Source organism: Roseovarius sp. PS-C2 (assembly GCF_018862045.1).
Lineage (GTDB): Bacteria > Pseudomonadota > Alphaproteobacteria > Rhodobacterales > Rhodobacteraceae > Roseovarius.
Window position 1 is genome coordinate 230,653 of record NZ_JAHKSQ010000002.1, and the last position, 20,938, is coordinate 251,590.

At 63.2% G+C, this 20,938-nt stretch carries 16 protein-coding genes; 11 read left to right on the plus strand and 5 right to left on the minus strand.

Annotated elements, in window-relative coordinates; all coding sequences use genetic code 11:
• The first annotated feature begins 47 nt into the window (after positions 1-47).
• Complete coding sequence (locus KPG71_RS04485; RefSeq protein WP_216336938.1) at positions 48-734, plus strand: transglycosylase SLT domain-containing protein; 687 nt, start codon at positions 48-50, stop codon at positions 732-734.
• Positions 735-740: 6 nt separating this feature from the next.
• Here KPG71_RS04485 and pepN read toward each other — a convergent pair whose 3' ends face one another.
• Complete coding sequence (pepN, locus tag KPG71_RS04490; protein ID WP_216337202.1) at positions 741-3,293, minus strand: aminopeptidase N; 2,553 nt, start codon at positions 3,291-3,293, stop codon at positions 741-743.
• 258 nt (positions 3,294-3,551) lie between these two features.
• Between pepN and KPG71_RS04495 the strand changes: the two genes are divergently transcribed.
• Together KPG71_RS04495 and KPG71_RS04500 are read left to right on the plus strand one after the other, a co-directional pair.
• Complete coding sequence (locus tag KPG71_RS04495) at positions 3,552-4,331, plus strand: gamma-glutamyl-gamma-aminobutyrate hydrolase family protein (protein WP_216336939.1); 780 nt, start codon at positions 3,552-3,554, stop codon at positions 4,329-4,331.
• An 86-nt stretch (positions 4,332-4,417) separates the two neighbouring features.
• Positions 4,418-4,963, plus strand: a complete 546-nt coding sequence (locus KPG71_RS04500) for a flavodoxin domain-containing protein (protein ID WP_216336940.1) — start codon at positions 4,418-4,420, stop codon at positions 4,961-4,963.
• 24 nt (positions 4,964-4,987) lie between these two features.
• Here the strand turns inward: KPG71_RS04500 and KPG71_RS04505 are convergent, their stop codons facing one another.
• The 4 genes from KPG71_RS04505 to KPG71_RS04520 form a co-directional block, all read right to left on the minus strand.
• On the minus strand, positions 4,988-7,843 hold the full coding sequence (locus tag KPG71_RS04505) for a choice-of-anchor L domain-containing protein (protein WP_253196092.1): 2,856 nt from the start codon (positions 7,841-7,843) through the stop codon (positions 4,988-4,990).
• Between the two features lie 302 nt (positions 7,844-8,145).
• Positions 8,146-10,215, minus strand: coding sequence for a Hint domain-containing protein (locus KPG71_RS04510; RefSeq protein WP_216336941.1), 2,070 nt, complete (start codon positions 10,213-10,215; stop codon positions 8,146-8,148).
• A 184-nt stretch (positions 10,216-10,399) separates the two neighbouring features.
• On the minus strand, positions 10,400-11,593 hold the full coding sequence (kynU, locus tag KPG71_RS04515) for a kynureninase (RefSeq protein ID WP_216336942.1): 1,194 nt from the start codon (positions 11,591-11,593) through the stop codon (positions 10,400-10,402).
• A 2-nt stretch (positions 11,594-11,595) separates the two neighbouring features.
• Complete coding sequence (locus KPG71_RS04520) at positions 11,596-11,955, minus strand: MmcQ/YjbR family DNA-binding protein (RefSeq protein WP_216337204.1); 360 nt, start codon at positions 11,953-11,955, stop codon at positions 11,596-11,598.
• A gap of 288 nt (positions 11,956-12,243) precedes the next feature.
• Between KPG71_RS04520 and KPG71_RS04525 the strand changes: the two genes are divergently transcribed.
• The 8 genes from KPG71_RS04525 (at position 12,244) to nusB (ending at position 20,898) form a co-directional block, all read left to right on the plus strand.
• Positions 12,244-13,194, plus strand: coding sequence for an MBL fold metallo-hydrolase (locus KPG71_RS04525; protein WP_216336943.1), 951 nt, complete (start codon positions 12,244-12,246; stop codon positions 13,192-13,194).
• 70 nt (positions 13,195-13,264) lie between these two features.
• Positions 13,265-13,699 (plus strand): isoprenylcysteine carboxylmethyltransferase family protein, encoded by a 435-nt coding sequence (locus KPG71_RS04530; protein WP_216337205.1) that lies wholly within the window; start codon positions 13,265-13,267, stop codon positions 13,697-13,699.
• Positions 13,700-13,828: 129 nt separating this feature from the next.
• Positions 13,829-15,403 (plus strand): Re/Si-specific NAD(P)(+) transhydrogenase subunit alpha, encoded by a 1,575-nt coding sequence (locus KPG71_RS04535; protein ID WP_216336944.1) that lies wholly within the window; start codon positions 13,829-13,831, stop codon positions 15,401-15,403.
• A 13-nt stretch (positions 15,404-15,416) separates the two neighbouring features.
• On the plus strand, positions 15,417-16,850 hold the full coding sequence (locus tag KPG71_RS04540; RefSeq protein ID WP_216336945.1) for an NAD(P)(+) transhydrogenase (Re/Si-specific) subunit beta: 1,434 nt from the start codon (positions 15,417-15,419) through the stop codon (positions 16,848-16,850).
• Positions 16,851-17,341: 491 nt separating this feature from the next.
• The gene (locus tag KPG71_RS04545) at positions 17,342-18,622 is read left to right on the plus strand and encodes a DUF3422 family protein (protein ID WP_216336946.1); all 1,281 of its coding nucleotides are present in this window, start codon (positions 17,342-17,344) and stop codon (positions 18,620-18,622) included.
• 93 nt (positions 18,623-18,715) lie between these two features.
• A complete protein-coding gene (ribB, locus tag KPG71_RS04550) occupies positions 18,716-19,867 on the plus strand; it encodes a 3,4-dihydroxy-2-butanone-4-phosphate synthase (protein ID WP_216336947.1) in 1,152 nt (383 codons plus the stop codon).
• Positions 19,868-19,873: 6 nt separating this feature from the next.
• Positions 19,874-20,419: a 6,7-dimethyl-8-ribityllumazine synthase gene (locus tag KPG71_RS04555; protein ID WP_216336948.1), complete on the plus strand. Its 546-nt coding sequence runs from the start codon at positions 19,874-19,876 to the stop codon at positions 20,417-20,419.
• Entirely contained in the window at positions 20,416-20,898 is a 483-nt protein-coding gene (nusB, locus tag KPG71_RS04560; protein WP_216336949.1) for a transcription antitermination factor NusB, read from the plus strand. The genes KPG71_RS04555 and nusB overlap by 4 nt, the downstream gene beginning before the upstream one ends.
• The last annotated feature ends 40 nt before the right edge of the window (positions 20,899-20,938 follow it).

Below are 20,938 nucleotides of genomic sequence, written 5' to 3' on the forward strand. Positions count from 1 at the left end.
GGTCTCGCGGGATTGCCTTGGACCGCAAAAGCGGACAAACTGCGCGGATGCTGCGATCTGCTGCCCTATTGATTGTCGCGGTCTTCGTGGCCTGTGCCCCCGCACGGGCCGAACAGCCGCCCGCCGACGCGCCGATTGCCGTGGTTTCGCCCCCGGCGGCCCGCGATGGCAACCTGCCGCGCACCCGATGGGATCACAAGGGCGCGCAAGGTCATTTATGGACCCGCGCGGCGCTGTCCGCGCTCAAGCAGCACGGTCGCGCCCTGACCGACATGGTGCCGGGCGACATCGAAGACTGGTGCCCTGCCTACAGCCATGCGGATGCCAGGGGGCGGCGCGCGTTCTGGGTCGGGCTTTTGTCGGCGCTGTCCAAGCATGAAAGCACCTATCGCGCCAATGCCGTGGGCGGGGGCGGGCAGTGGTATGGTCTGATGCAGATTCTGCCCTCGACGGCACGCGGCTATGGATGTCGTGCGGGCACCGGTACGGCACTGAAAAACGGCTCCGACAACCTCAGTTGCGCGATCCGCATCATGGCGCATACGGTGCCGCGCGACGGCGTCGTGTCGCGTGGCATGCGCGGCGTGGCGGCCGACTGGGGCCCGTTTCACAGCAGCGCCAAGCGATCCGACATGAAGGCGTGGTTGCGCCAGCAGACCTATTGCAAGCCGCTGCGCACCGTCCGGCCACAGGCCCGCCCTGTGCAGCCGACGCAGATCAGCACCGCCGAGTAATCCCGCTCAGGCGCCGCGAATACGGCTGACCATTTCGGTCGTGTCGCGGCTGAGGTCCGGCGTGGCAAGGATACGGTCCAGTTGCTCGGCGATCAGGGCCTGCCGCGAGCTGTCGTAGCGTTTCCATGTCTCGAAGGCCGAACACATCCGCGCCGTGGTTTGCGGATTGACCGGGTCCAGCCGGATCAGCCAATCGGCCAGCAGGCGGTACCCGGCCCCTCCGGCATGATGAAATCCCGCCGGATTGGCCGCCAGCGCGCCAAGCGTGGCGCGGAAACGGTTCGGGTTTTTCATTTCGAAATCAGGGTGTTGTGTCAATTTCTTGGCGACGGTGGCGGCCTGTTCGGGATCGGCGTTGACGATCTGCATCATGAACCACTTGTCGATCACCAGCCGGTCGTCGCGCCACTGGTCATAGAACTGCGCCACGGCGGCCTCGCCCTTGCCCGCCTGCAACAGGCAGGACAGCGCGGCCAGTTGTTGGGTCATGTTGGTGGCGTCGTCATACTGGCGTTGCGCCTTCGCGCCGCCATCGGTGCGGGTGATGAGCGCCAGCGCGGCATTGGCCAGGGCGCGCGCGCCCGATTGTCCGGCATCGGGGCTGTAGGGCGCATCCACCTGATATTGCGCATAAAGCCGCACCGCCAGATCCTGACAATGCTGCGCGCGCGCCTGCCGCAGGGTTTCCAGCGCGTCCCAGATTGCCTGCGGGTCCGGGGTGTGGCCCCGGTCATGCAGGGTTTGCGCCAGATCGTCCTGACCGGGCAGGCCTAGCGCCAATGCCCGAAACGCCGGATCAAGGCTGTCGTCGCGCGCCATGGATTGCACAGCGTCTAGATAGGCGGCGTCGGGGGCCGTGCCCTGAAGGATCATCGCGATCAGCCCCTCGCGGGCGAGGGCACGCCCGGCCTCCCACTTGTTGAAGGGGTCGGTGTCATGGGCCAGAAGAAAGGCGCGCTCGGCATTGTCGGTTTCACGTTCAAGGATCACCGGGGCCGAGAAATCGCGCAGGATCGAGGGCACGGGCCGCGCCGACAGCCCGTCAAAGGCAAAGCTCTGCTTCGCCTCGGTCATCTCCAGAACGGTGGTTTCACGCACCTCGTCGCCATTGGGGCCAAGCAGGCCCACGGCAATCGGCAAGACCTGCGGCGCCTTGTCGGGCTGGCCGGGTGTGGGTGGTGTTTCCTGTTCGAAATGAAGGGTATAGGTGCCGTCCTTGTAGTCGTCCGTGACCCGCAGGCGTGGGGTGCCAGCCTGCGAATACCAGCGTTTGAACTGGCCAAGGTCGCGGCCCGTGACCTCTTCGAACACGGCCAGCCAATCCTCGATGGTGCAGGCCTGCCCGTCGTGACGGCCGAAATACAGATCCAGTGCCCTGGCATAGGCCTCATCGCCGACAAGCCGCTTGAGCATGCCGATCACCTCGGCGCCTTTTTCATAGACGGTGGCGGTGTAGAAATTGTTGATCTCGACAAAACTTTCGGGCCGCACCGGATGCGCCAGTGGGCCGTTGTCCTCGCGAAACTGCCGGGCGCGCAGGGCGATCACGTCGCCGATCCGCTTGACCGGCGCGCTGCGCATGTCGCTGGTGAACTGGCTGTCGCGATAAACGGTCAGCCCCTCCTTGAGGCAAAGCTGAAACCAGTCGCGGCAGCTGATGCGGTTGCCCGTCCAGTTGTGGAAATATTCATGCGCGATGATCGCCTCGATCCGCTCGAAATTGGCGTCGGTGCTGGTCTCGGGGCTGGCCAGAACGCAGCTCGAATTGAAGATGTTCAGCCCCTTGTTCTCCATCGCGCCCATGTTGAAATCGTCCACGGCCACGATGTTGAACACGCCCAGATCGTATTCGCGGCCGTAAACCTCCTCGTCCCATGTCATGGATTTTTTCAACGCGTCCATGGCGAAGGCGCATTTGCCTTCGTCGCCGGGGCGCACCCAGATATTCAACTCCACCTCGCGTCCCGAGCGGGTGGTGAACGCCCCCGGATGATTCACCAGATCGCCCGCGACCAGTGCGAACAGATAGGCCGGTTTGGGCCAGGGGTCGTGCCATACGGCCACCCCGCCGCCTTGCTCCAGGGGATCGCCATTGGACAGCATCACCGGCATGTCGCCTTCGATGCGCACGGTAAAGGTGGCCATCACGTCGGGGCGGTCGGGATAATAGGTGATCTTGCGAAACCCTTCGGCCTCGCATTGGGTGCAATACATGCCATTGGACATGTAAAGCCCCTCGAGCGCGGTGTTCTGCGCCGGGGCGATCTCGACCTCGGCCTCCCAGACAAACGGGGCATCGGGCACGTCACAGCGCAGCCCACCCTGCACCATGTCGGGCGTGACCGGCTGCCCATCGATGGAGGCGCGGATCAGGGTCAGGCCCTCGCCATGCAGAAAAAACGCGCGCGATTGCGTGGCCGGGTTGGGCCGGAACTCTATCCTGCTGATAACACGGGTTTTTTCCGGGTGCAGTCGAAAGGTCAGATGCACCGTGTCTATCAGGAAGGCAGGTGGCGTATAGTCGGACAGATAGATCGTCTGGGGCGCGGCGTCTTTCATCGCGGAGGTCTCCGTCGGCATGCAGAATTCGCCGGGACGTTAGGGCCATGCGGGCGGCTGTGCAATCCGATGCTGTATATGCCGGGGCCGGGGGTCCTCCCACGGGGCGCACCTGGCCTGCTTCGAATAGTGGCAAACGGGTAAGAAATCGTGCATCTGCACGGGTCTGCGCGAATGCGCGGGCGGTTGTGCGAGGATGGGCGTTTTCCTATTTTGATTTTTGCGGTAGCACGATGTGAATGCAGAAACAGGACCCCCATGAGCAAACGCCCCGTCATCGGTATCATAGGCAACAGTTACCTGATCAACGACAACTATCCCGTCCATGCGGGTGGCAGGATGAACTCGGATGCGGTGGCCTGCGTCGCCGGGGGGATGCCGCTGATCGTTCCGAGCGACCCGCGTTTCGTGTCGGTCGATGAACTGCTGGAGGCCTGCGACGGGTTCCTGCTGACGGGGGGGCGGCCCAATGTCCATCCCGAGGAATACGGCGAAGCCCCGACCGAGGCGCATGGTGCGTTCGATCGCGCGCGGGATGCGATCACCCTGCCGCTGGTGCGGGCCTGTATCGAACGGGGACAGCCCGTTCTGGGCATATGCCGTGGCTTTCAGGAGGTGAACGTGGCCCTTGGCGGCACATTGCATCCCGAAATCCGCGACCTTCCGGGCCGTGACAACCATCGCATGCCGCCCGATGGCACGCTGGAGGAAAAATTCGCGTTGCGCCATGTCGTGCGCTTCACGCGGGGCGGCGTGTTTCATCGCCTGATGGGCGCCGAGGAGGTCATGACCAATACCTTGCACGGGCAGGGGGTGGTGAGACCCGGACAGGGGATCGTGATAGACGGATACGCGCCGGATGAAACGCCCGAGGCGCTGTATGTCGAGGGCGCGCGCGGTTTCGCCCTGGCCGTACAGTGGCACCCCGAATGGAATGCCGCCAACGACCCGGTCAGCCGTCCGTTGTTCACCGCCTTCGGCGAGGCCGCGCGGGCCTGGGCCTCCGGCCGTTCGAACCCCGCCTTGCAATCGGCCTGAGGGCGCGCGCCCCGGCGCTGACGGAAGATACGGCAATACCGGCCCGGTTCCGCGACATGGACGGGCCCGGCGGAAAGGGGGCAGTGATGAATATCCTGATCGTCTATGGAACGACCGAAGGGCAGACCCGGCGCATTTGCCGGTTTTGCGCCGATCACCTGATTGCTCAGGGCCATTCGGTCGAGCTGATGCAGGCCAGTGATGAGGAAACGGAGATGGATCTGTCGCGATTCGACGCCGCAATTGTCGCCGCGTCGGTGCATCTGCGGGTTTATCAGCCGGAGCTTGCGCATTTCGTCGCCGCCCATGCCGCTGCCTTGTCCCGGCCTCCCACGCTGTTCCTGTCGGTGTCGCTGGCCTGTGCCGGGGACGACCCCGAAGAACTGGCCGATCTCGACAGGATCGCGGAGCATTTTTTCGAGGATACGGGGTGGCGTCCCGGACAGGTGGCGCAGGTTGCGGGGGCCTTCCGGTTTACGCAGTACGATTTTCTGAAATCATGGGCGATGCGCTGGATCGCGGCCCGCAAGGGGCAGCATGTCGATCCGCACGCGGACACCGAGTATACCGACTGGGCTGCGTTGCGCGATGTTCTGAACGGGTGGATGGCCCGGACAGGGGCGGCAAGCTGAACACGGCCAGCCGCCCGGCGGGGATCATCCCTGCCAGAAGCTATCCTCCTGCCAGGGGCTTTGGCTGTTGTCGCTCACCTGTTGATGCACCAGAATCCGGGCTTCGTGTTGTTTCAGGCAGGGCCGCGCCGTTTCAAGGTGATCGCCCGGCGCGCTGCGCAACTCGGGGAAGATCGTGAACAACTCCTCGCGCGCCTCTTCGCAAACCGCGGACAACCCGACATCGCCGGCATGGAAGCTTTCCGTTGCTATCCCCTCGGCATAGATCACCTCGTGGCAGTCGAACATGATGTGGATATAGGTCACCTCATCGCAGTCCTTCTGAATCACGTCGCGCCCGTCGATCAGGTGCTTGGCGGGGATCAGGACTTCGGAGGCTCCGAACAGCAATTCGGCGCGGTATCCGGTGAACAGGATTCTGTGCTGCGGCGATACCGTCAGCCCGCAGCGTGCGCCGTCCATCACACTGGCCCCGATCGTGACCGGAGCAAAGTTTCCACGCCCGCGCACCGTCCGTTGGCCGATCCAGCGGATCGGGCGCATCCCGTGATCCCGCGTCAGGACCATATCGCCGACCTCAAGGGTCTCGATGCGCCGCTCGCCATGTTGCGTCAGGATGTTGGTGCCGGGTGTGAAGCAGATGATGTTCTCGATTTCCGAGAACTGTACAAAGGTGCCGTCGGCCATCGTAAAGCTGCCCGACAACCCGCCCGCAGCGTCGTCGGTATTGCTGTAGGTGATGTCTTGCCACGAAACATCGGGCGTCAGGATCAGCGTGTCGCCATTGGTTTCGCCGCCTTCGCCGCCGGTGATCGAGATCGAATCGTTGCCGGTGCCCGTGGTGTCCAGATCCTGCAGGGTGAAGGTATCGTCGCCGCTCCCGCCAAAGGCCGTATCGCCCTGATCGACGATGATCGCGTCATCGCCATCGCCGCCATGCAACTGATCGCTGCCGGTGCCGCCATCCAGACTATCGTTGCCGCTCCCGCCGTCCAGCACATCATTTCCGTCGCCGCCCGACAGGCTGTCATTGCCGCCCGCGGTTTCCGGTCCGATGATCATGGAACTGGTGGCGAGGTTCTCGGTGCTGCCGCTTGGCGAGGTGACGGTGCCCGAGATCACCTCGGCGCCTTCGTTTTCCCAGTGGCGCACCTCGATCGTATAGACGCGCCCCGCTTCCAGTGTGATCTCGCCCGAACGGGTGTTCGCCCCCTGAAGGTAATCGTTGTCCATGAAGGTGGCGGTGCTGCCATCTTGGTTGGTCCATGTCAGCGGATTGCCGTTCTCGTCCAGGATGCGGATGGACGAGCCATCGTCCGAGGTGGTCGAAAAGGTATAGGTGCCATCCTCGGACGGGACGAGCCGCGAGGTGTAGATCATCCCGAAATCGTTCGGGTCGCCCGTGGTGCCGCGCGCGTCATTGACCAGGTTGGTGGCGTCAAAGGTGCCGGTTTGTCCTTCGCCCACCAGCGTACCGTTTTCGATGTCGAAGGCCTGATCGCCGGCAGCGGCGAAATTGTAGTCGTAGACCTGATAGTCCCAGATGCCGGGCTGCGGCGCCTCGTCGCCGTAAATCGTGTCGTCGCCCGAGCCGCCCTCAACGATGTCGTCGCCGGTGCCGCCCACCAGCAGGTCGTCGCCCGCCCCGCCTTCCAGCACATCGTTGCCCGCTTCGCCCAGCACGGTATCGTTTCCGATGCCGCTGTAGACGGTGTCGTTTCCAGCGCCTGCAACGACCGAGTCGTCGTTCGATGCATCCGAGTGATCGTAATGCTCGATCTGGTCGCCTTCGGGGTCGCCGGCATAGGTTTCGTCGATCAGGTCGTTTCCGCCTGTGCCCTCCACGATGAAATCGGGCGGGGTGTTGGTGGTTTCGATGTTGACATAGCCGGTTGCCGGTGTGCCGTTCGCATCGACCGTCGAATAGGTAAAGGTATTGGTGTCGATATCGCCATCGGTCGTGATGCTGATCGTGCCGTCGGCGTTCAATGTCACCTGTTCGCCGGTGTTCAGAACGACCGTGTCACCGAGGGATACGGCGGTGTTGTTGATATGCGTGATCGTATGGCCCGACCCGTCGTCATTGGCCAGGATATTATGGACCTGTGTGGTGTTCGGCCCCTGCGCCAGATGGTCCGCGTTCGCGATGTTCACCGTCTGAACCGAATCCGCCATGATCAGCAGGTTCGAATCGTATGACGAGTCGCCGCCATCGGCGATCCCGATGCGGATCGTGTTTTCCGCTCCGGCAACGACCGGGGCGGTCAGCGACAGCACGACGGTCGAACCGTCCATTTCCGTGTTATAGGTGTCGCTCGAACGCGGATTGTCGAGATAGAGGTTCTCGTTCGAGGTGTCGTTGATCGTGTCGATCGAGATGTCGGTGTCGGTGGTGTCGTCAAATTGCATCGGCACGTAGGTGCCGTTGACCCAGACGCCGATGGCGTCGTTCACGCCGCCGTTCACATATTCCAGATATTCCTCGGACGAGAAAACAAGCTGCATCGTCAGCGTGTCGCCCGAGGGGATGAATGTCGATTCAAGGAAGGCCCCGTCAAAGGTGCTTTGCCCGGAAATCGCGTTCATGTCGGCATCGCCATCGACACCGCTCGTGTTGCTGGAGGTCCCGTCACTGGTGTTGGTGTCGGTCGTGCCGCTGCTGTTGGTGATATCGCTCGCGCGGCCGGTGGACAGGATCACGCCCTGGTCCGACGGGCTGAGTTCACCCAGCGTCGAGGTCCCGCCGGTATAGGTGCCCGATGCGATGGAATCGCCCGAATAGGTGGCCGACACGACGGTAACACCATCCCCGAACATCGTGTTCGCCATATCCAGCGCCGTTGCGGACGTGTTGATGTTCAGTTCGTTTGCGATGGGCATGCCTTAGCTCCGTCTTTTCAAAACCCGCTGGAATGGCCGGGCGCGACGCGTAAGAAAACCGGCTGGCAAGCCGCCGCCGGTTGTCATGTCGCAGATCGCCCTTGTCCTCACGGGTTTCGTTCCACCTTTACGCGCCCGAACAATCGGGCAAACCAAAATTCACCTTGCGTGCATTCGTCTGTTTCGGAGTTTCGGACAGCCCGATGCACCGGGGCTGTGAAAGGGCTTAGGCACCGGCTGTGGCTTTATTGGGAAAGGCATGCGGCGGTTTGAGGGCATGAATGCCGCAAAGCCGCCGCAACTCACGCGGCGGCCGCGAAGGCGGGCGCGAAAAGCAACCTTGCCTCATGGGCTTTCAGGCACGGGCGCGCGGTGTCGCCATAGGTGCGCAGATCAAGGCGCAACTGCGGGAAAGCGTCGAACATCTCGCTGCGGGCGTCGGGCGAAATGGCAGCCACGCCCAGATCGTTGGGATGGAAACTTTCCGTGCCCGCGCCTTCGGCATAGATCACCTCGTGGCGCTCCAGCATCAGGTGAAAATAGGTGATGCGGGACCGTTCCACTACGCGCACGTCCAGACCGTTCACCAGATGCTTGGCGGCGACGAAAACCTCGGGTTCCCCGAACAGCAATTCGGCCTTGTAGCCCGTGAACAGCAGGCGATGCTGCGGCGATACCAGAAGCGGTCGGCGCGCTCCGTCCAGGACGGTCGAGTTCACGGCGATCGGTGCGAATTTCCCGCGCCCCTCCACCGTGCTGTGGCCGATCCAGCGGATCGGCTGCAGGCCGCTGTCGCGGGTCATGATGCGATCCCCGGCGCGCAGGGTCTCGATGGCGCGTTCGCCATGCTCGGTCAGGATGCGGGTGCCGGGAGTGAAACAGATGATGTTCTCGATTTCGCTGAAATTCACCACCGTGCCGTCGGCCATGGTGAACGTCCCCGACAGGCCGCCCGCCGCGTCATCGGTGTTGGTAAAGGTGATGTCGTCCGGCGTGACCTCGGCGTTCAGTTGCAGCGTATCGCCCGCCGTCTCACCGCCTTCGCCGCCGACGATGGTGATCGTACTGCTGCCGGTTTCGTTCAGGTTGCCCAGAACGAACAGGTCATCGCCGTCGCCGCCATAGGCCTCGTCGCCCTCGGCCAGATACATCTCGTCATCGCCAAGCCCGCCATAGAGCGTATCGGCCCCGGTGCCGCCGGTCAGGGTGTCGTTGCCCTGATCTCCGTGCAATTCGTCATTGCCCGCGCCGCCATCCAGAACGTCGTCAGAGCCATCCGGGACGGGAATCTTGTAATCCGTGTCGATCCGGTCGGCCGCGAGCGAGCCGTTATCGGCGTTGATCGACGTTAGCGTGACCGATTCGATCGGCTTGGCCGACATGGCGGCGGAATCCGCGTTGGAGGCCAGTTCCGGGGCCCAGTACACCTCGCCGTCCGTGGTTTGGAACACCACGGCACTGATCGCGGCGGTGGTGCCGTCCGTATAGGTCAGCGTCGCATTGTAGACCTGAACCGAGTCGATGGTCTTGGCCACCCCGCCGATGGTGATCGTTTCGGGCGTGTTGCCGTTGTCGTTGTCATCGACATTGCCCGATCCGTTCGGATCCGACGTGATGACATCCAGCAGGGAATTATACAGCGGCTCGCCGGTCGATCCGTAACTGCCAAACAGATCGGCCGCATTCTCACTGACGCCGTTCGTTTCATCCGGGTCGATATCCGCGGCATTGCCCAGGCTGATCACCTGAAAGGACGTGCTTGACGCATTGGTACCGCCGGTGCCCGTGAACTGGCTGGTGTCCGCCCCGCCATAAAGCGTGTCGTCGCCATCCCCGCCCAGCAATGTGTCGTTGCCACCGCCGCCGCCCAGCAGGTCATTGCCCGATCCGCCATCCAGCGTATCCATACCGGCCTCGCCATAGACGGTATCGTTCTCCAGCCCCGAAGCAACGCTGTCATTTCCCGCGCCGGCCTCGACGAAGTCCTCGTTGCCAGCCGGGCCGGACCCGTCGCCGCCATCTATGACATCGCCGTCGCCATCGGTGAAACTGTCGTCGATGACATCATCGCCTGACGTGCCGTTCACGACGCCGTCGGTCGTGCTGTAGGGCGGGGCGTCCTCGACGCTGGCCGAACTGATCGTGTCGACGGGCCCGTAATCAGGCACAAAATAGATATTGCCGTTGGTGGCCAGATAATAGACGCCGGGTTCCGAGGTGTTGGTATAGGTCCTGCCGCCATAGGTTCCCGACCAGACCCAGTCGCCCGACCCGATGATCGTTTCGGTCGAGAACGAGGTCAAAGGATCGACAATGCTGTCGTTTACATCCAGCGATCCATCGCCCAGTTGAACCAGATAGCCCGATGGCATGTTTCACACTCCTGCCTCGGGGCATCGCCCCGCGCTCTTTCTCGGTGACGGTTCCTGACCGCCCGAGACGGGTGCGACTGCTGATCCTGCACCCGTTGTTTCCAAAACGGATACAGATTGTGTGGGGCGCAAATTCGTGGAGTTTCCGGCAAATTCAAGGTGAATTGGGGCGAAGCTGGGGCGCTCAGGTCACCGCCGCGCGGGCGTGATAGGCCGCGTCGTCCCAAAGGCGCTGCTCCATGATGCGGGCGATCACGGCGGCGGCGCGGTCGATATCGGCCTCATCGATATACAGCGGCGTGATGCCGAACCGCATGATGTCCGGCGCACGGAAATCGCCGATCACGCCAAGGGCGATACAGGCCTGCATCGCCTCGTACCCGTGGTCGAACCGGAACGACACCTGGCTGCCGCGCCGATCGCGATCTCGCGGCGAGGCGAGGTCCAGCATCGGGCAAGAGGCCTCGACCGCGGCGATGAAGCGTTCGGACAGCGCCTGTGAACGGGCGCGCAACGCGGCCATGTCCACGCCGTCCCAGATATCCAGTGCCGTTTCCAGACTGGCCAGCGCCAGAACCGGCGGGGTGCCCACGCGCATCCGCGCGATGCCGTCTCCGGCGCGGTAGGCCTGTTCGAACGCAAAAGGCGCGGCATGGCCCAGCCACCCCGAAAGGGCCGGGCGGGCCATATCCGCATGGCGGGGCGCGACATAGATGAAGGCCGGCGCGCCGGGGCCGCCATTGAGAAACTTGTAGGTGCAGCCCACGGCGAAATCCGCGCCGCACCCGGCCAGATCCACCGGCACCGCGCCCGCGCTGTGTGCCAGATCCCAGATCGCCAACGCCCCGTTTTCATGGGCTTTTTTCGTCAGGCGGGCCATGTCGTGCATCCGACCCGTGCGGTAATCCACCTGCGTCAGCATCAGCACGGCCACCTCGTCGGTGATCGCCTGTTCCACCTCGTCGGGGGCGACAACGCGCAATTCGTGGCCCTTGTCCAACTCGCCGATCAGCCCCTCGGCCATGTAGAGATCGGTCGGGAAATTGCCGCTGTCGGACAGGATCACCTTGCGTTCGGGGCGCATCGTCAGCGCGGCGGCGAGGGCCTGATAGACCTTGATCGACAGGGTGTCGCCCATCACCACATGGCCCGGTTCGGCGCCGATCAGGCGCGCGATCCGGTCGCCCACGGCAGCGGGCTGGGCCATCCATCCGGCCTTGTTCCAGCCGGTGATCAGCATCTCGCCCCATTCCTCGCGCATCACCTGTCGCATCCGCTCTGGTGCGGCCTTGGGCAGGGGGCCAAGCGAATTTCCGTCCAGATAAACAACCCCTTCGGGCAGGTGGAACATGGCTTTGGTCGCGGTAAAATCGGTCATCGTCAGGTCTCCAGCCCCAGGGCGATCCGCGCCTTTTTTGTCAGCCGTTTCAAGGCCATATCGTAAGAGGCGCGCAAATGCGCCTCCAACTCTCGATCCGGCAGGCCGGGATCGTCATGGACCTGTAGCCACGTCATCCCGCGCGAGGCCAGATAGGGCGCGGGGCGGATGCCCGGCTGATCGCGCAGCACCTCGTAGGCCAGCGGCGTGACCTTGAAGGTGAAGGCATCCTGTCCTTCGTTCCAGCCGCCGATGGCAAAGACCTTGCCGCCCACCTTCCAGACATCGGCATTGCCCCATTGCACGACATGCTCGGCGGCCGGAAGGCCGCCGCAGAAGGCATTGAAACGGGTGCGTGTCATCATGGGGCAGGGCCTTGGTTAACCGGGAAAAGCGGCATCGGCGTTGCGTCGGTATCATGTCGGTATCGCGTCGGTGCGGGGCACCGCAAGAGGGGGGCAAACAGATCGGGCACCGGCAAGCCCTCTCCTGTGCGTGACTGTCTGGCTGACAGGCTCAGCCTATGGCTTGCGTTGCGCCCTGCAAATCCCGGAAAAAATGGTGTAGTCGGCCCAATTGAGGAATACAGCCGCTAGACATTCACGAAGGTGAATGCGTAGGATCGCGCGACAGTTTCAAGGGAGGACGTCATGAAACCGATTTTCGCAGCCCTCGCGGCGGCCGCCATTGCCGCGCCCGCTCTGGCATCCGAGGATATCGCCGATCAGTACCCGCAATCCGAGCTGTATTCCAAACCCTATGAATTCATCCCGCATGTCTATTCGGCCATCGGCGCGACGGCCCCGCCCACCTATGAAAATTCCGGCCACAACAACAACCTGAGCTTCGTCGTCACCGGTGACGGGGTGGTGGTGATCAATGGCGGCGCGTCCTATCGCCTGGCCAGGGCCCTGCATGACGAGATCAAGGCCGTGACCGATCAACCGGTCAAACTGGTGATCAACGAAAACGGGCAGGGCCATGCCATGCTGGGCAATTCCTACTGGGCCGAGCAGGGCGTCGATATCCTGGCCCATGAAGAGGCCATTCACGAGATCGAGGAAGAGGGCGATTTCATCCTTCAGTCCATGCAGGGCTACAACAAGGACAAGGCAGAAGGCACCAGCGTCGTTGTGCCGAACCTGAGTTTCGAGGACGAAAAGATCGTCGAGATGGGCGACGTGACCTTCAACATCCTGCATCTCGGCCCGGCGCATGGCCCCGGCGATACGCAGGTCTGGATTCCGCAATGGGACATCGTGATCGCCGGTGACATCGCGTTTCACGAACGCATGCCGCCGATTTTCGCAGGCGCCTGCACGAGTTGCTGGATCGAAACCTTCGACGGGCCGTTCACCGAACTGGGCGCGACTTATGTGATTCCCGGCCACGGCCATCCTACCAACATGGAATCGGTGACCATCGGCACCACCGGATACCTCAAGGATCTGCGCGCGAAGATCGGCGAGCATATCGACAATGGCGGCGAGTTGTCGGATGCCTATTACGTCGATCAGTCACAGTGGAAACATCTGGACACTTACGAAGAACTGGCCACAAAGAACGCAGGTCGGGTTTTCGAGGAAATGGAATGGGAATGATGCCGCGTTTGCCGAAACGCCATGTCTTTGCCGGGGACACGGTGAACGCCCTGTGCTGAAATGGATCGACATGCCGCCGGTGTGGTTGCTGGCCTGTCTGGTGCTGGCCTGGATTCAGGCCAGCCACTATGCGCTTGGCCTGTCCTTTGGTGGGGCATGGGCGGATTTCGCGGGCGGGGTTCTGGTTGGCGGGGGGGTGCTCCTGATGGTGCTGGCCTTTGCCGAGATGCGCCGCCACCGCACCACGATCATTCCGCATGAAACCCCCGAAAGACTGGTGCAGACCGGCATTTTCAGCCGCACCCGTAACCCGATCTACATGGGCGATGCGCTGATTCTTCTGGGGCTGATCCTGCGGTGGGATGCGGTGCTGTCGCTGCCTCTGGTTCCGGTTTTCGTCTGGATCGTCGAAAAGCGGTTCATCGAACCCGAAGAAGACCGGATGCGCCGGAAATTCGGCATGGAATTTGCGCGCTATTGCCAGAAGACGCGACGTTGGATTTGACCGGATGCGACATTCCTTGCATCGAAACCGGTGGAAAAATGTGAAATAACCCTGCAAGAAGCAAGTTCACGCAGGGAAACGGGCCGGAATCGGCCTTCGAACAGGATAAACCGAGACGGGGGAAAGACTTTGAAAATCGGAACACCGAAAGAAGTGATGGAGGGCGAGGCGCGGGTCGCGATGACGCCGGACTCTGCGCTTCAGTTGCAAAAGCTGGGCTATGACTGCGCCATCGAGGCCGGCGCCGGCAAGGCGGCCGGGTTCTCGGACGCCGCGTATAAAGAGGCCGGCGTCGAGGTGATCAAATCGGCGGCGGCGCTTTACAAGGCGGCCGACATCGTCGCCAAGGTGCGCCCGCCCAACGACACCGAGGCCAAGCGCCTGCGCAAGGATCAGTTGCTGATCTCGTTCTTCTGGCCCGCCCAGAACGAAGAGCAGATGCAGCAGCTTGCCGAGAAAGGCACCAGCGTCATCGCCATGGACATGGTGCCACGGATTTCGCGCGCCCAGAAGATGGATGCGCTGTCGTCGATGGCGAACATCGCCGGGTATCGCGCGGTGATCGAAGCCGGGAACAACTTTGGCCGGTTCTTCACCGGTCAGGTGACGGCGGCGGGCAAGGTGCCCCCGGCGAAGGTCCTGATCGTGGGTGCCGGTGTGGCCGGTCTGGCCGCCATCGGCACCTCAACCAGCCTTGGCGCGATCACCTATGCCTTTGACGTGCGCCCCGAAGTGGCCGAACAGGTCGAATCCATGGGGGCCGAGTTCGTCTATCTGGACTTCGAAGAAGAACAGCAGGACGGGTCGGGCACCGGCGGCTATGCGGCGCCCTCCAGCCCCGAGTTCCGCGAGGCGCAGCTTGCCAAGTTCCGCGAACTGGCGCCCGATATGGACATCGTCATCACCACTGCCCTGATCCCCAACCGCGAAGCGCCGGAATTGTGGACCGAGGACATGGTCAAGTCGATGAAACCGGGCAGCGTGATCGTCGATCTGGCCGCCGAAAAGGGCGGCAACTGCAAGTTGACGGTCAAGGACGACAAGATCGTCACCGACAACGGCGTGACGATCATCGGCTATACCGATTTCCCGTCGCGCATGGCGACGCAATCCTCCAGCCTCTATGCCACCAACATCCGCCACATGATGACCGACCTGACGCCCGAAAAGGACGGGCAGGTCAATCAGGACATGGAAGACGACGTGATCCGTGGCGCCACCGTGGCCCATGCGGGCGAGGTGACCTTCCCGCCGCCACCGCCCAAGGTGGCCGCGATCGCGGCGCAACCGAAAAAGGAAGCGCCCAAGGAACTGACCCCGGAAGAGCGCAGGGCGCAGGAACTGGCGGCGTTCAAACAGCAGACCAAACAACAGGTCACGCTGCTGACGGTCGGCGCGGTGCTGTTGCTGGGGGTGGGGCTGGTGGCCCCGGCCAGCTTCATGCAGCATTTCATCGTTTTCGTGCTGGCCGTGTTCGTCGGCTTCCAGGTGATCTGGAACGTCAGCCACAGCCTGCACACACCGCTGATGGCCGTCACCAACGCCATTTCGTCGATCATCATTCTGGGCGCGCTGATGCAGATCGGCTCGGGGTCGTTCCTTGTGATCCTGCTGGCCGCGCTGTCGGTGTTCATGGCCGGGATCAACATTTTCGGCGGTTTCCTTGTCACCCGGCGCATGCTCGCCATGTTCCAGAAATCATAAGGAGTAGAGGACAATGGATTTCGGTTTCACTACTGCCGCATACGTGGTTGCGGCTGTCCTCTTCATCCTCAGCCTGGGTGGCCTGTCGGGACAGGAAAGCGCCAAGCGCGCTGTCTGGTACGGCATGGCGGGCATGGCGCTGGCCGTGATCGCCACGCTGATCGGGCCCGGCTCGGGCCTGTGGCTGCTGTCGCTGCTCCTGATTGCCGGCGGCGGGGCCATCGGCTGGGTTGTGGCCAAGCGCGTGCAGATGACGGAAATGCCGCAGCTCGTCGCGGCGATGCACAGCCTTGTGGGTCTGGCTGCCGTGTTCGTGGGCTTCAACGCGGATATCGAACTGGGCCGGGTCATGGCCATGGACGAAACGGCGCGCAAATCGCTGGAAGGCTTCGCCGCGCTGATCGCCAAGAAGGATGCGGTGGAAATCTCGATCCTGCGGGTCGAACTGTTCCTCGGCATCTTCATCGGGGCGATCACCTTTACCGGCTCGGTCGTGGCCTTCGGCAAGCTGGCGGGCAAGGTCACGTCGGCGGCGACCAAGCTGCCGGGGGGCCATGCGCTCAATGCCGGGGCGGCGCTGATCTCGGTCATCTGCCTGATCTGGTACTTCAACACCGGGGGCATGCTGCCGCTGGTCATCATGACGCTGCTGGCCTTCTTCATCGGCTATCACCTGATCATGGGAATCGGCGGGGCCGACATGCCCGTGGTCGTGTCGATGCTCAACAGCTACTCGGGCTGGGCTGCGGCGGCCATCGGCTTCAGCCTCGGCAATGACCTGCTGATCGTGGTAGGCGCGCTTGTCGGCTCGTCCGGTGCGATCCTCAGCTACATCATGTGCAAGGCGATGAACCGGCATTTCGTGTCGGTGATCCTTGGCGGTTTCGGCGGTGCCAGCGGTCCGGCGGCCGAGGTCGAGGGCGAACAGGTCGCCATCGACGCCGACGGCGTGACGCAGGCCCTGAACGATGCCGACAGCATCGTCATCGTGCCGGGCTACGGCATGGCGGTGGCGCAGGCCCAGCAGGCCGTCAGCGAACTGACCAACAAGCTGCGCGCCAAGGGCAAGACCGTGCGGTTCGCCATTCACCCCGTCGCGGGCCGTCTGCCGGGGCACATGAACGTGCTGCTGGCCGAGGCGAAGGTGCCTTATGACATCGTTCTGGAAATGGACGAGATCAACGAGGATTTCCCCGACACCGACGTGGTGATCGTCATCGGCTCGAACGACATCGTGAACCCCGCCGCGCAGGACGATCCCAACAGCCCCATCGCCGGGATGCCGGTGCTGGAGGTCTGGAAGGCGAAGCAGGTCTTCGTGTCCAAGCGCGGGCAGGGCACCGGGTATTCGGGCATCGAAAACCCGCTGTTCTTCAAGGACAACACCCGCATGTTCTATGGCGACGCCAAGGACAGCATGTCCAGCCTCCTGCCCAAGATCGACTGACCGGGCAGGGCATGACAGACTTGAAAGGGCGTTCCCGACAGGGGGCGCCCTTTTTCTTAGGGTCAGGACCCATTAATCCTGCACCACCGGCGCGCGAAGGGCAATAAAGCAGAGGATTTGAACGCGCCGGGACTGGCGGAGTCAATTCCAAGCGGTCAAAGCCGCTGCTTTGCAGCGCTCCGCGCGTCCGAAGGATTTCCCTGATTTTCCCTCTGATCTGCGTTACATCTCCTTGAAATAGAACCACTATTCCTGCGGAGCTGTGCCTTGGCAGCGGAAAAATCAGGGAAACCGGTGGTGCAGGATTAATGGGTCCTGACCCTAGGTCGGCGCCTGTGGCGCGCGTCGTGATATGAGTATTTTTTGAACAATGAAGGGGCAAGCTGTGCAGTATGCGAATGTGTGCAGCTAAGGGCTTGCCTTTCAACAAGAATTTTCTTTCTTGCCGGTGGCGCACAGGATAAGTTGCGGTCAAGAAGAGGACCCGCCCCATGTCGCAGATCGAAGACCACCCGCTGCGCTATCGCCTTGCGAACGAGTTGCACGCGCGCCCGTTCCCGTCGATGCGCGCGCCCTCGACCGCCGCCTATCTGGCGATCAAGCGCCCCGAAGGGGCCGCGGCGCGGGATCGCGCGGCGGATATGGAGCATCTGATCGCGCTTCTGGACAGGCACGGCGCGCCGCATCCACAGCCCGGCGCGACCCATTATTTCGGGCGTATCGGGCGCCATACCCTGAAATGGGAAAGCCATACCGAGTTCGTCACCTACACCGCCTATACCGACGGGCTGAGTTCGCGCCCCTTCGATCCGGCGGATTTCGAGGTGTTCCCCGAGCACTGGCTGGCCGAGGCGCCGGGCGTGCGCATCACCTCGGCCCTGATCCGCATCACCCCGTGGAAGGATACCGACACCACCCGCGACCGGATCGCCGAATGGTTCGTGGCCGAAAGCGTGGCGGTGGCCCGCGTTCTGGACGATGCCGCAGTGGTGGCGGGCGATTTCCGCATCGACCCGGCGGGGCATCTGCGGTTTGCGGTGACGGTCGCCCCCGACACGGGCGAGCGGCGGATCGGCCGCGTCGTGCAGCGCCTGTGCGAGATCGAAACCTACAAATCCATGTCGATGCTGGGCTTTTCCCGTGCCCGCGAAATGAGCCCGCGCATGGGCGAGCTGGACGCGCAACTGAGCGGCATGATCGGTGACATGACCGGCGAGGCCACCCGTGCCGAGGATACGCTGAAAAGCCTGCTGTCGATCTCGGCCGAACTGGAAAGCATGGTGGCGCAATCCTCGTATCGGTTCGGTGCGACCGAGGCCTACAAAAGCATCGTACAGCAGCGTATCGAGGTGCTGCGCGAGCAGCGTTTCGAGGGGCGACAGACATTCTCGGAATTCATGATGCGCCGCTACGATCCGGCGATGCGCACGGTGCAATCCAGCCGCGAACGTCTGAACGCCATGGCCGACCGCGCCATGCGCGCGGGCGAGTTGCTGCGCACCCGTGTCGATGTGGAGCGCAGCGCCCAGAACCAGGCCCTGCTGGAAAGCATGGACCGCCGCGCCGACATGCAGTTGCGCCTGCAAAAGACGGTCGAAGGGCTGTCGGTGGTCGCGATCAGTTACTATGCCGTGTCGCTGGTGGGGTATCTGGCCTACCCGCTGGCCGCGCCGCTGGACCTGAGCAAGGGCATGATGATGGCCATCGCCACGCCCTTCGTCGTGGCGGCGGTGTGGTGGCTGGTGCATCGCATCCGCAAGCGCATGCATTAGTCTCGCGTAGCGGGGCCGTTCCCGACATCCCCTCTGGCCAAGGCGCACAGGCTGCGCTATCCCGCAGGCCAAGGAACTCCGAGGAACGCTGCCATGTCCGATACCGTCCCCTTCGAACAACCGGGCGAGGTTGAACAAAGCCTGAGCGCGCATATCGCGCCCACCGAAGAGATCATCGCCGAGGCCCGCGCGGGCCGGATGTTCATCCTTGTCGATCACGAGGACCGCGAGAACGAGGGCGATCTGGTCATCGCCGCCGAATTCGCCACCCCCGAGGCGGTCAATTTCATGGCCACCCACGGGCGCGGCCTGATCTGCCTGCCGATGACCGCCGAGCGCATCGGCCAGTTGGGCCTGCCGATGATGGCGGTCAACAATTCCTCGCGCATGGAAACCGCCTTTACCGTGTCGATCGAGGCGCGCGAGGGCGTGACCACCGGCATTTCCGCTGCCGACCGCGCCCATACCGTAGCCGTGGCGATCAACGAACAGAACAGCGCGGCCCAGATCGCGACGCCGGGCCATGTCTTTCCGCTGCGCGCGCGCAATGGCGGGGTTCTGGTGCGCGCCGGTCATACCGAGGCCGCCGTCGATATTTCGCGCCTTGCCGGGCTGAAACCCGCCGGGGTGATCTGCGAGATCATGAACGATGACGGCAGCATGGCACGCCTGCCCGATCTGGTCGGGTTCGCGCAAACCCACGGCCTCAAGATCGGCACGATCTCGGACCTGATCGCCTATCGCCACAAGCATGACAACCTCGTGCGCGAGGTGCGCCGCGATACCGTCCATTCCAGCCACGGCGGCGAGTGGGACATGCGCCTGTTCGCCGATCAGATCACCGGCACAGAACACGTTGTGCTGATCAAGGGCGATATTTTCGACGGGAAACCCGTGCTGGCGCGCACCCATGCGCTCAACGTGATGGAGGACGTTCTGGGCGTCGGCCTGACCGCGACGGACAGCGGCCCGACCTCGAAAATCCCCAAGGCGATGAACCTCATCGCCCGCGAAGGGCGCGGCGCGGTGTTCCTGTTCCGCCAGCCCCGCCCCAGCATCGCGCAAGAGCTCGAGGACGAGGACGCCCCGCGCACCATCAAGCATACCGGCCTTGGCGCGCAGATCATGTCGACCATGGGCCTGCACGAGTTGATCCTGCTGACAGACAGCCCCGATACGCGGTATCTTGGCCTTGATGCCTATGGCATTTCGATCACCGGCACCCGCCCCCTGAGCGAAGGATAATCCCCAATGGCCGAGAAAGAATACACCCTGCCGCGCCCCGAATTCACCGATCCGGTCAAACTGCTGATCGTGGTCGCGCCGTTTTATCGCGACATCGCCGACAACCTGATCGCCGGGGCCACCGCCGAGATCGAGGCGGCGGGCGGCAGCTACGAGGTCACGGAAGTTCCCGGCGCGCTGGAAATCCCCACCGCCATCACCATCGCCGAGCGGCTGTCGAATTTCGACGGCTACGTGGCGCTTGGCTGTGTCATCCGGGGCGAAACCACCCATTACGAAACCGTCTGCAACGACAGTTCGCGCGGGATCACCCTGCTGGGGCTTCAGGGGCTTTGCATCGGCAACGGCATCCTGACCGTGGAAAACCGCGCCCAGGCCGAGGTCCGCGCCGATCCCGCCGCCATGAACAAAGGCGCCGGGGCGGCGGCTGCGGCCTTGCATCTCGCCGCGCTCACCCGTAAGTGGGGCGGCCGGCGCAAGGGGGTGGGCTTCATGCCCGCCGCCGAGGAATACAAGCTGGCAGGCGAGCTCAAGGACAACCCCAAGGCATGACGACCGACGACAAACCCGTTTCCGGCAACCAGCGGCGCAAGATGCGTTCGGCGGCGCGACTTTACGCCGTGCAGGCGCTTTTCCAGATGGAGGCGGGCCATCAGACCGTCGACGAGGTGATCCGCGAATTCGAAGATCACCGCTTTGGCGCGCATTACGACGAAGGCGACATGCTGGACGGCGATCCCGAACTGTTCGAATCGCTGATGCGCGACGCGGTGAACTGGCAGTCCAAGATCGACCAGATGACCGACCGCGCGCTGGTGGCCAAATGGCCCATCGACCGGATCGACCCGACATTGCGCGCCCTGTTCCGCGCCGCCGGGGCGGAACTGACGCAATCCGACACGCCCCCCAAGGTGGTGATCATGGAATTCGTCGACATCGCCAAAAGTTTCCACCCCGAGGGGCGCGAGCCGAAATTCGTCAACGCAGTGCTGGATCACATGGCACGCGAGGCCAAACCCGAGGCATTCTGACCTCTCACGCCCGCCCGGACAAAATGCCGGTCTTTCCGGC

What these genes read in the sequence shown, in the direction of transcription:
- KPG71_RS04485 (WP_216336938.1), top strand. Translation starts at nt 48, where the DNA reads ATGCTGCGATCTGCTGCCCTATTGATTGTCGCGGTCTTCGTGGCCTGT.
- pepN (WP_216337202.1), bottom strand. Translation starts at nt 3,293, where the DNA reads ATGAAAGACGCCGCGCCCCAGACGATCTATCTGTCCGACTATACGCCA.
- KPG71_RS04495 (WP_216336939.1), top strand. Translation starts at nt 3,552, where the DNA reads ATGAGCAAACGCCCCGTCATCGGTATCATAGGCAACAGTTACCTGATC.
- KPG71_RS04500 (WP_216336940.1), top strand. Translation starts at nt 4,418, where the DNA reads ATGAATATCCTGATCGTCTATGGAACGACCGAAGGGCAGACCCGGCGC.
- KPG71_RS04505 (WP_253196092.1), bottom strand. Translation starts at nt 7,843, where the DNA reads ATGCCCATCGCAAACGAACTGAACATCAACACGTCCGCAACGGCGCTG.
- KPG71_RS04510 (WP_216336941.1), bottom strand. Translation starts at nt 10,215, where the DNA reads ATGCCATCGGGCTATCTGGTTCAACTGGGCGATGGATCGCTGGATGTA.
- kynU (WP_216336942.1), bottom strand. Translation starts at nt 11,593, where the DNA reads ATGACCGATTTTACCGCGACCAAAGCCATGTTCCACCTGCCCGAAGGG.
- KPG71_RS04520 (WP_216337204.1), bottom strand. Translation starts at nt 11,955, where the DNA reads ATGACACGCACCCGTTTCAATGCCTTCTGCGGCGGCCTTCCGGCCGCC.
- KPG71_RS04525 (WP_216336943.1), top strand. Translation starts at nt 12,244, where the DNA reads ATGAAACCGATTTTCGCAGCCCTCGCGGCGGCCGCCATTGCCGCGCCC.
- KPG71_RS04530 (WP_216337205.1), top strand. Translation starts at nt 13,265, where the DNA reads ATGCCGCCGGTGTGGTTGCTGGCCTGTCTGGTGCTGGCCTGGATTCAG.
- KPG71_RS04540 (WP_216336945.1), top strand. Translation starts at nt 15,417, where the DNA reads ATGGATTTCGGTTTCACTACTGCCGCATACGTGGTTGCGGCTGTCCTC.
- KPG71_RS04545 (WP_216336946.1), top strand. Translation starts at nt 17,342, where the DNA reads ATGTCGCAGATCGAAGACCACCCGCTGCGCTATCGCCTTGCGAACGAG.
- ribB (WP_216336947.1), top strand. Translation starts at nt 18,716, where the DNA reads ATGTCCGATACCGTCCCCTTCGAACAACCGGGCGAGGTTGAACAAAGC.
- KPG71_RS04555 (WP_216336948.1), top strand. Translation starts at nt 19,874, where the DNA reads ATGGCCGAGAAAGAATACACCCTGCCGCGCCCCGAATTCACCGATCCG.
- nusB (WP_216336949.1), top strand. Translation starts at nt 20,416, where the DNA reads ATGACGACCGACGACAAACCCGTTTCCGGCAACCAGCGGCGCAAGATG.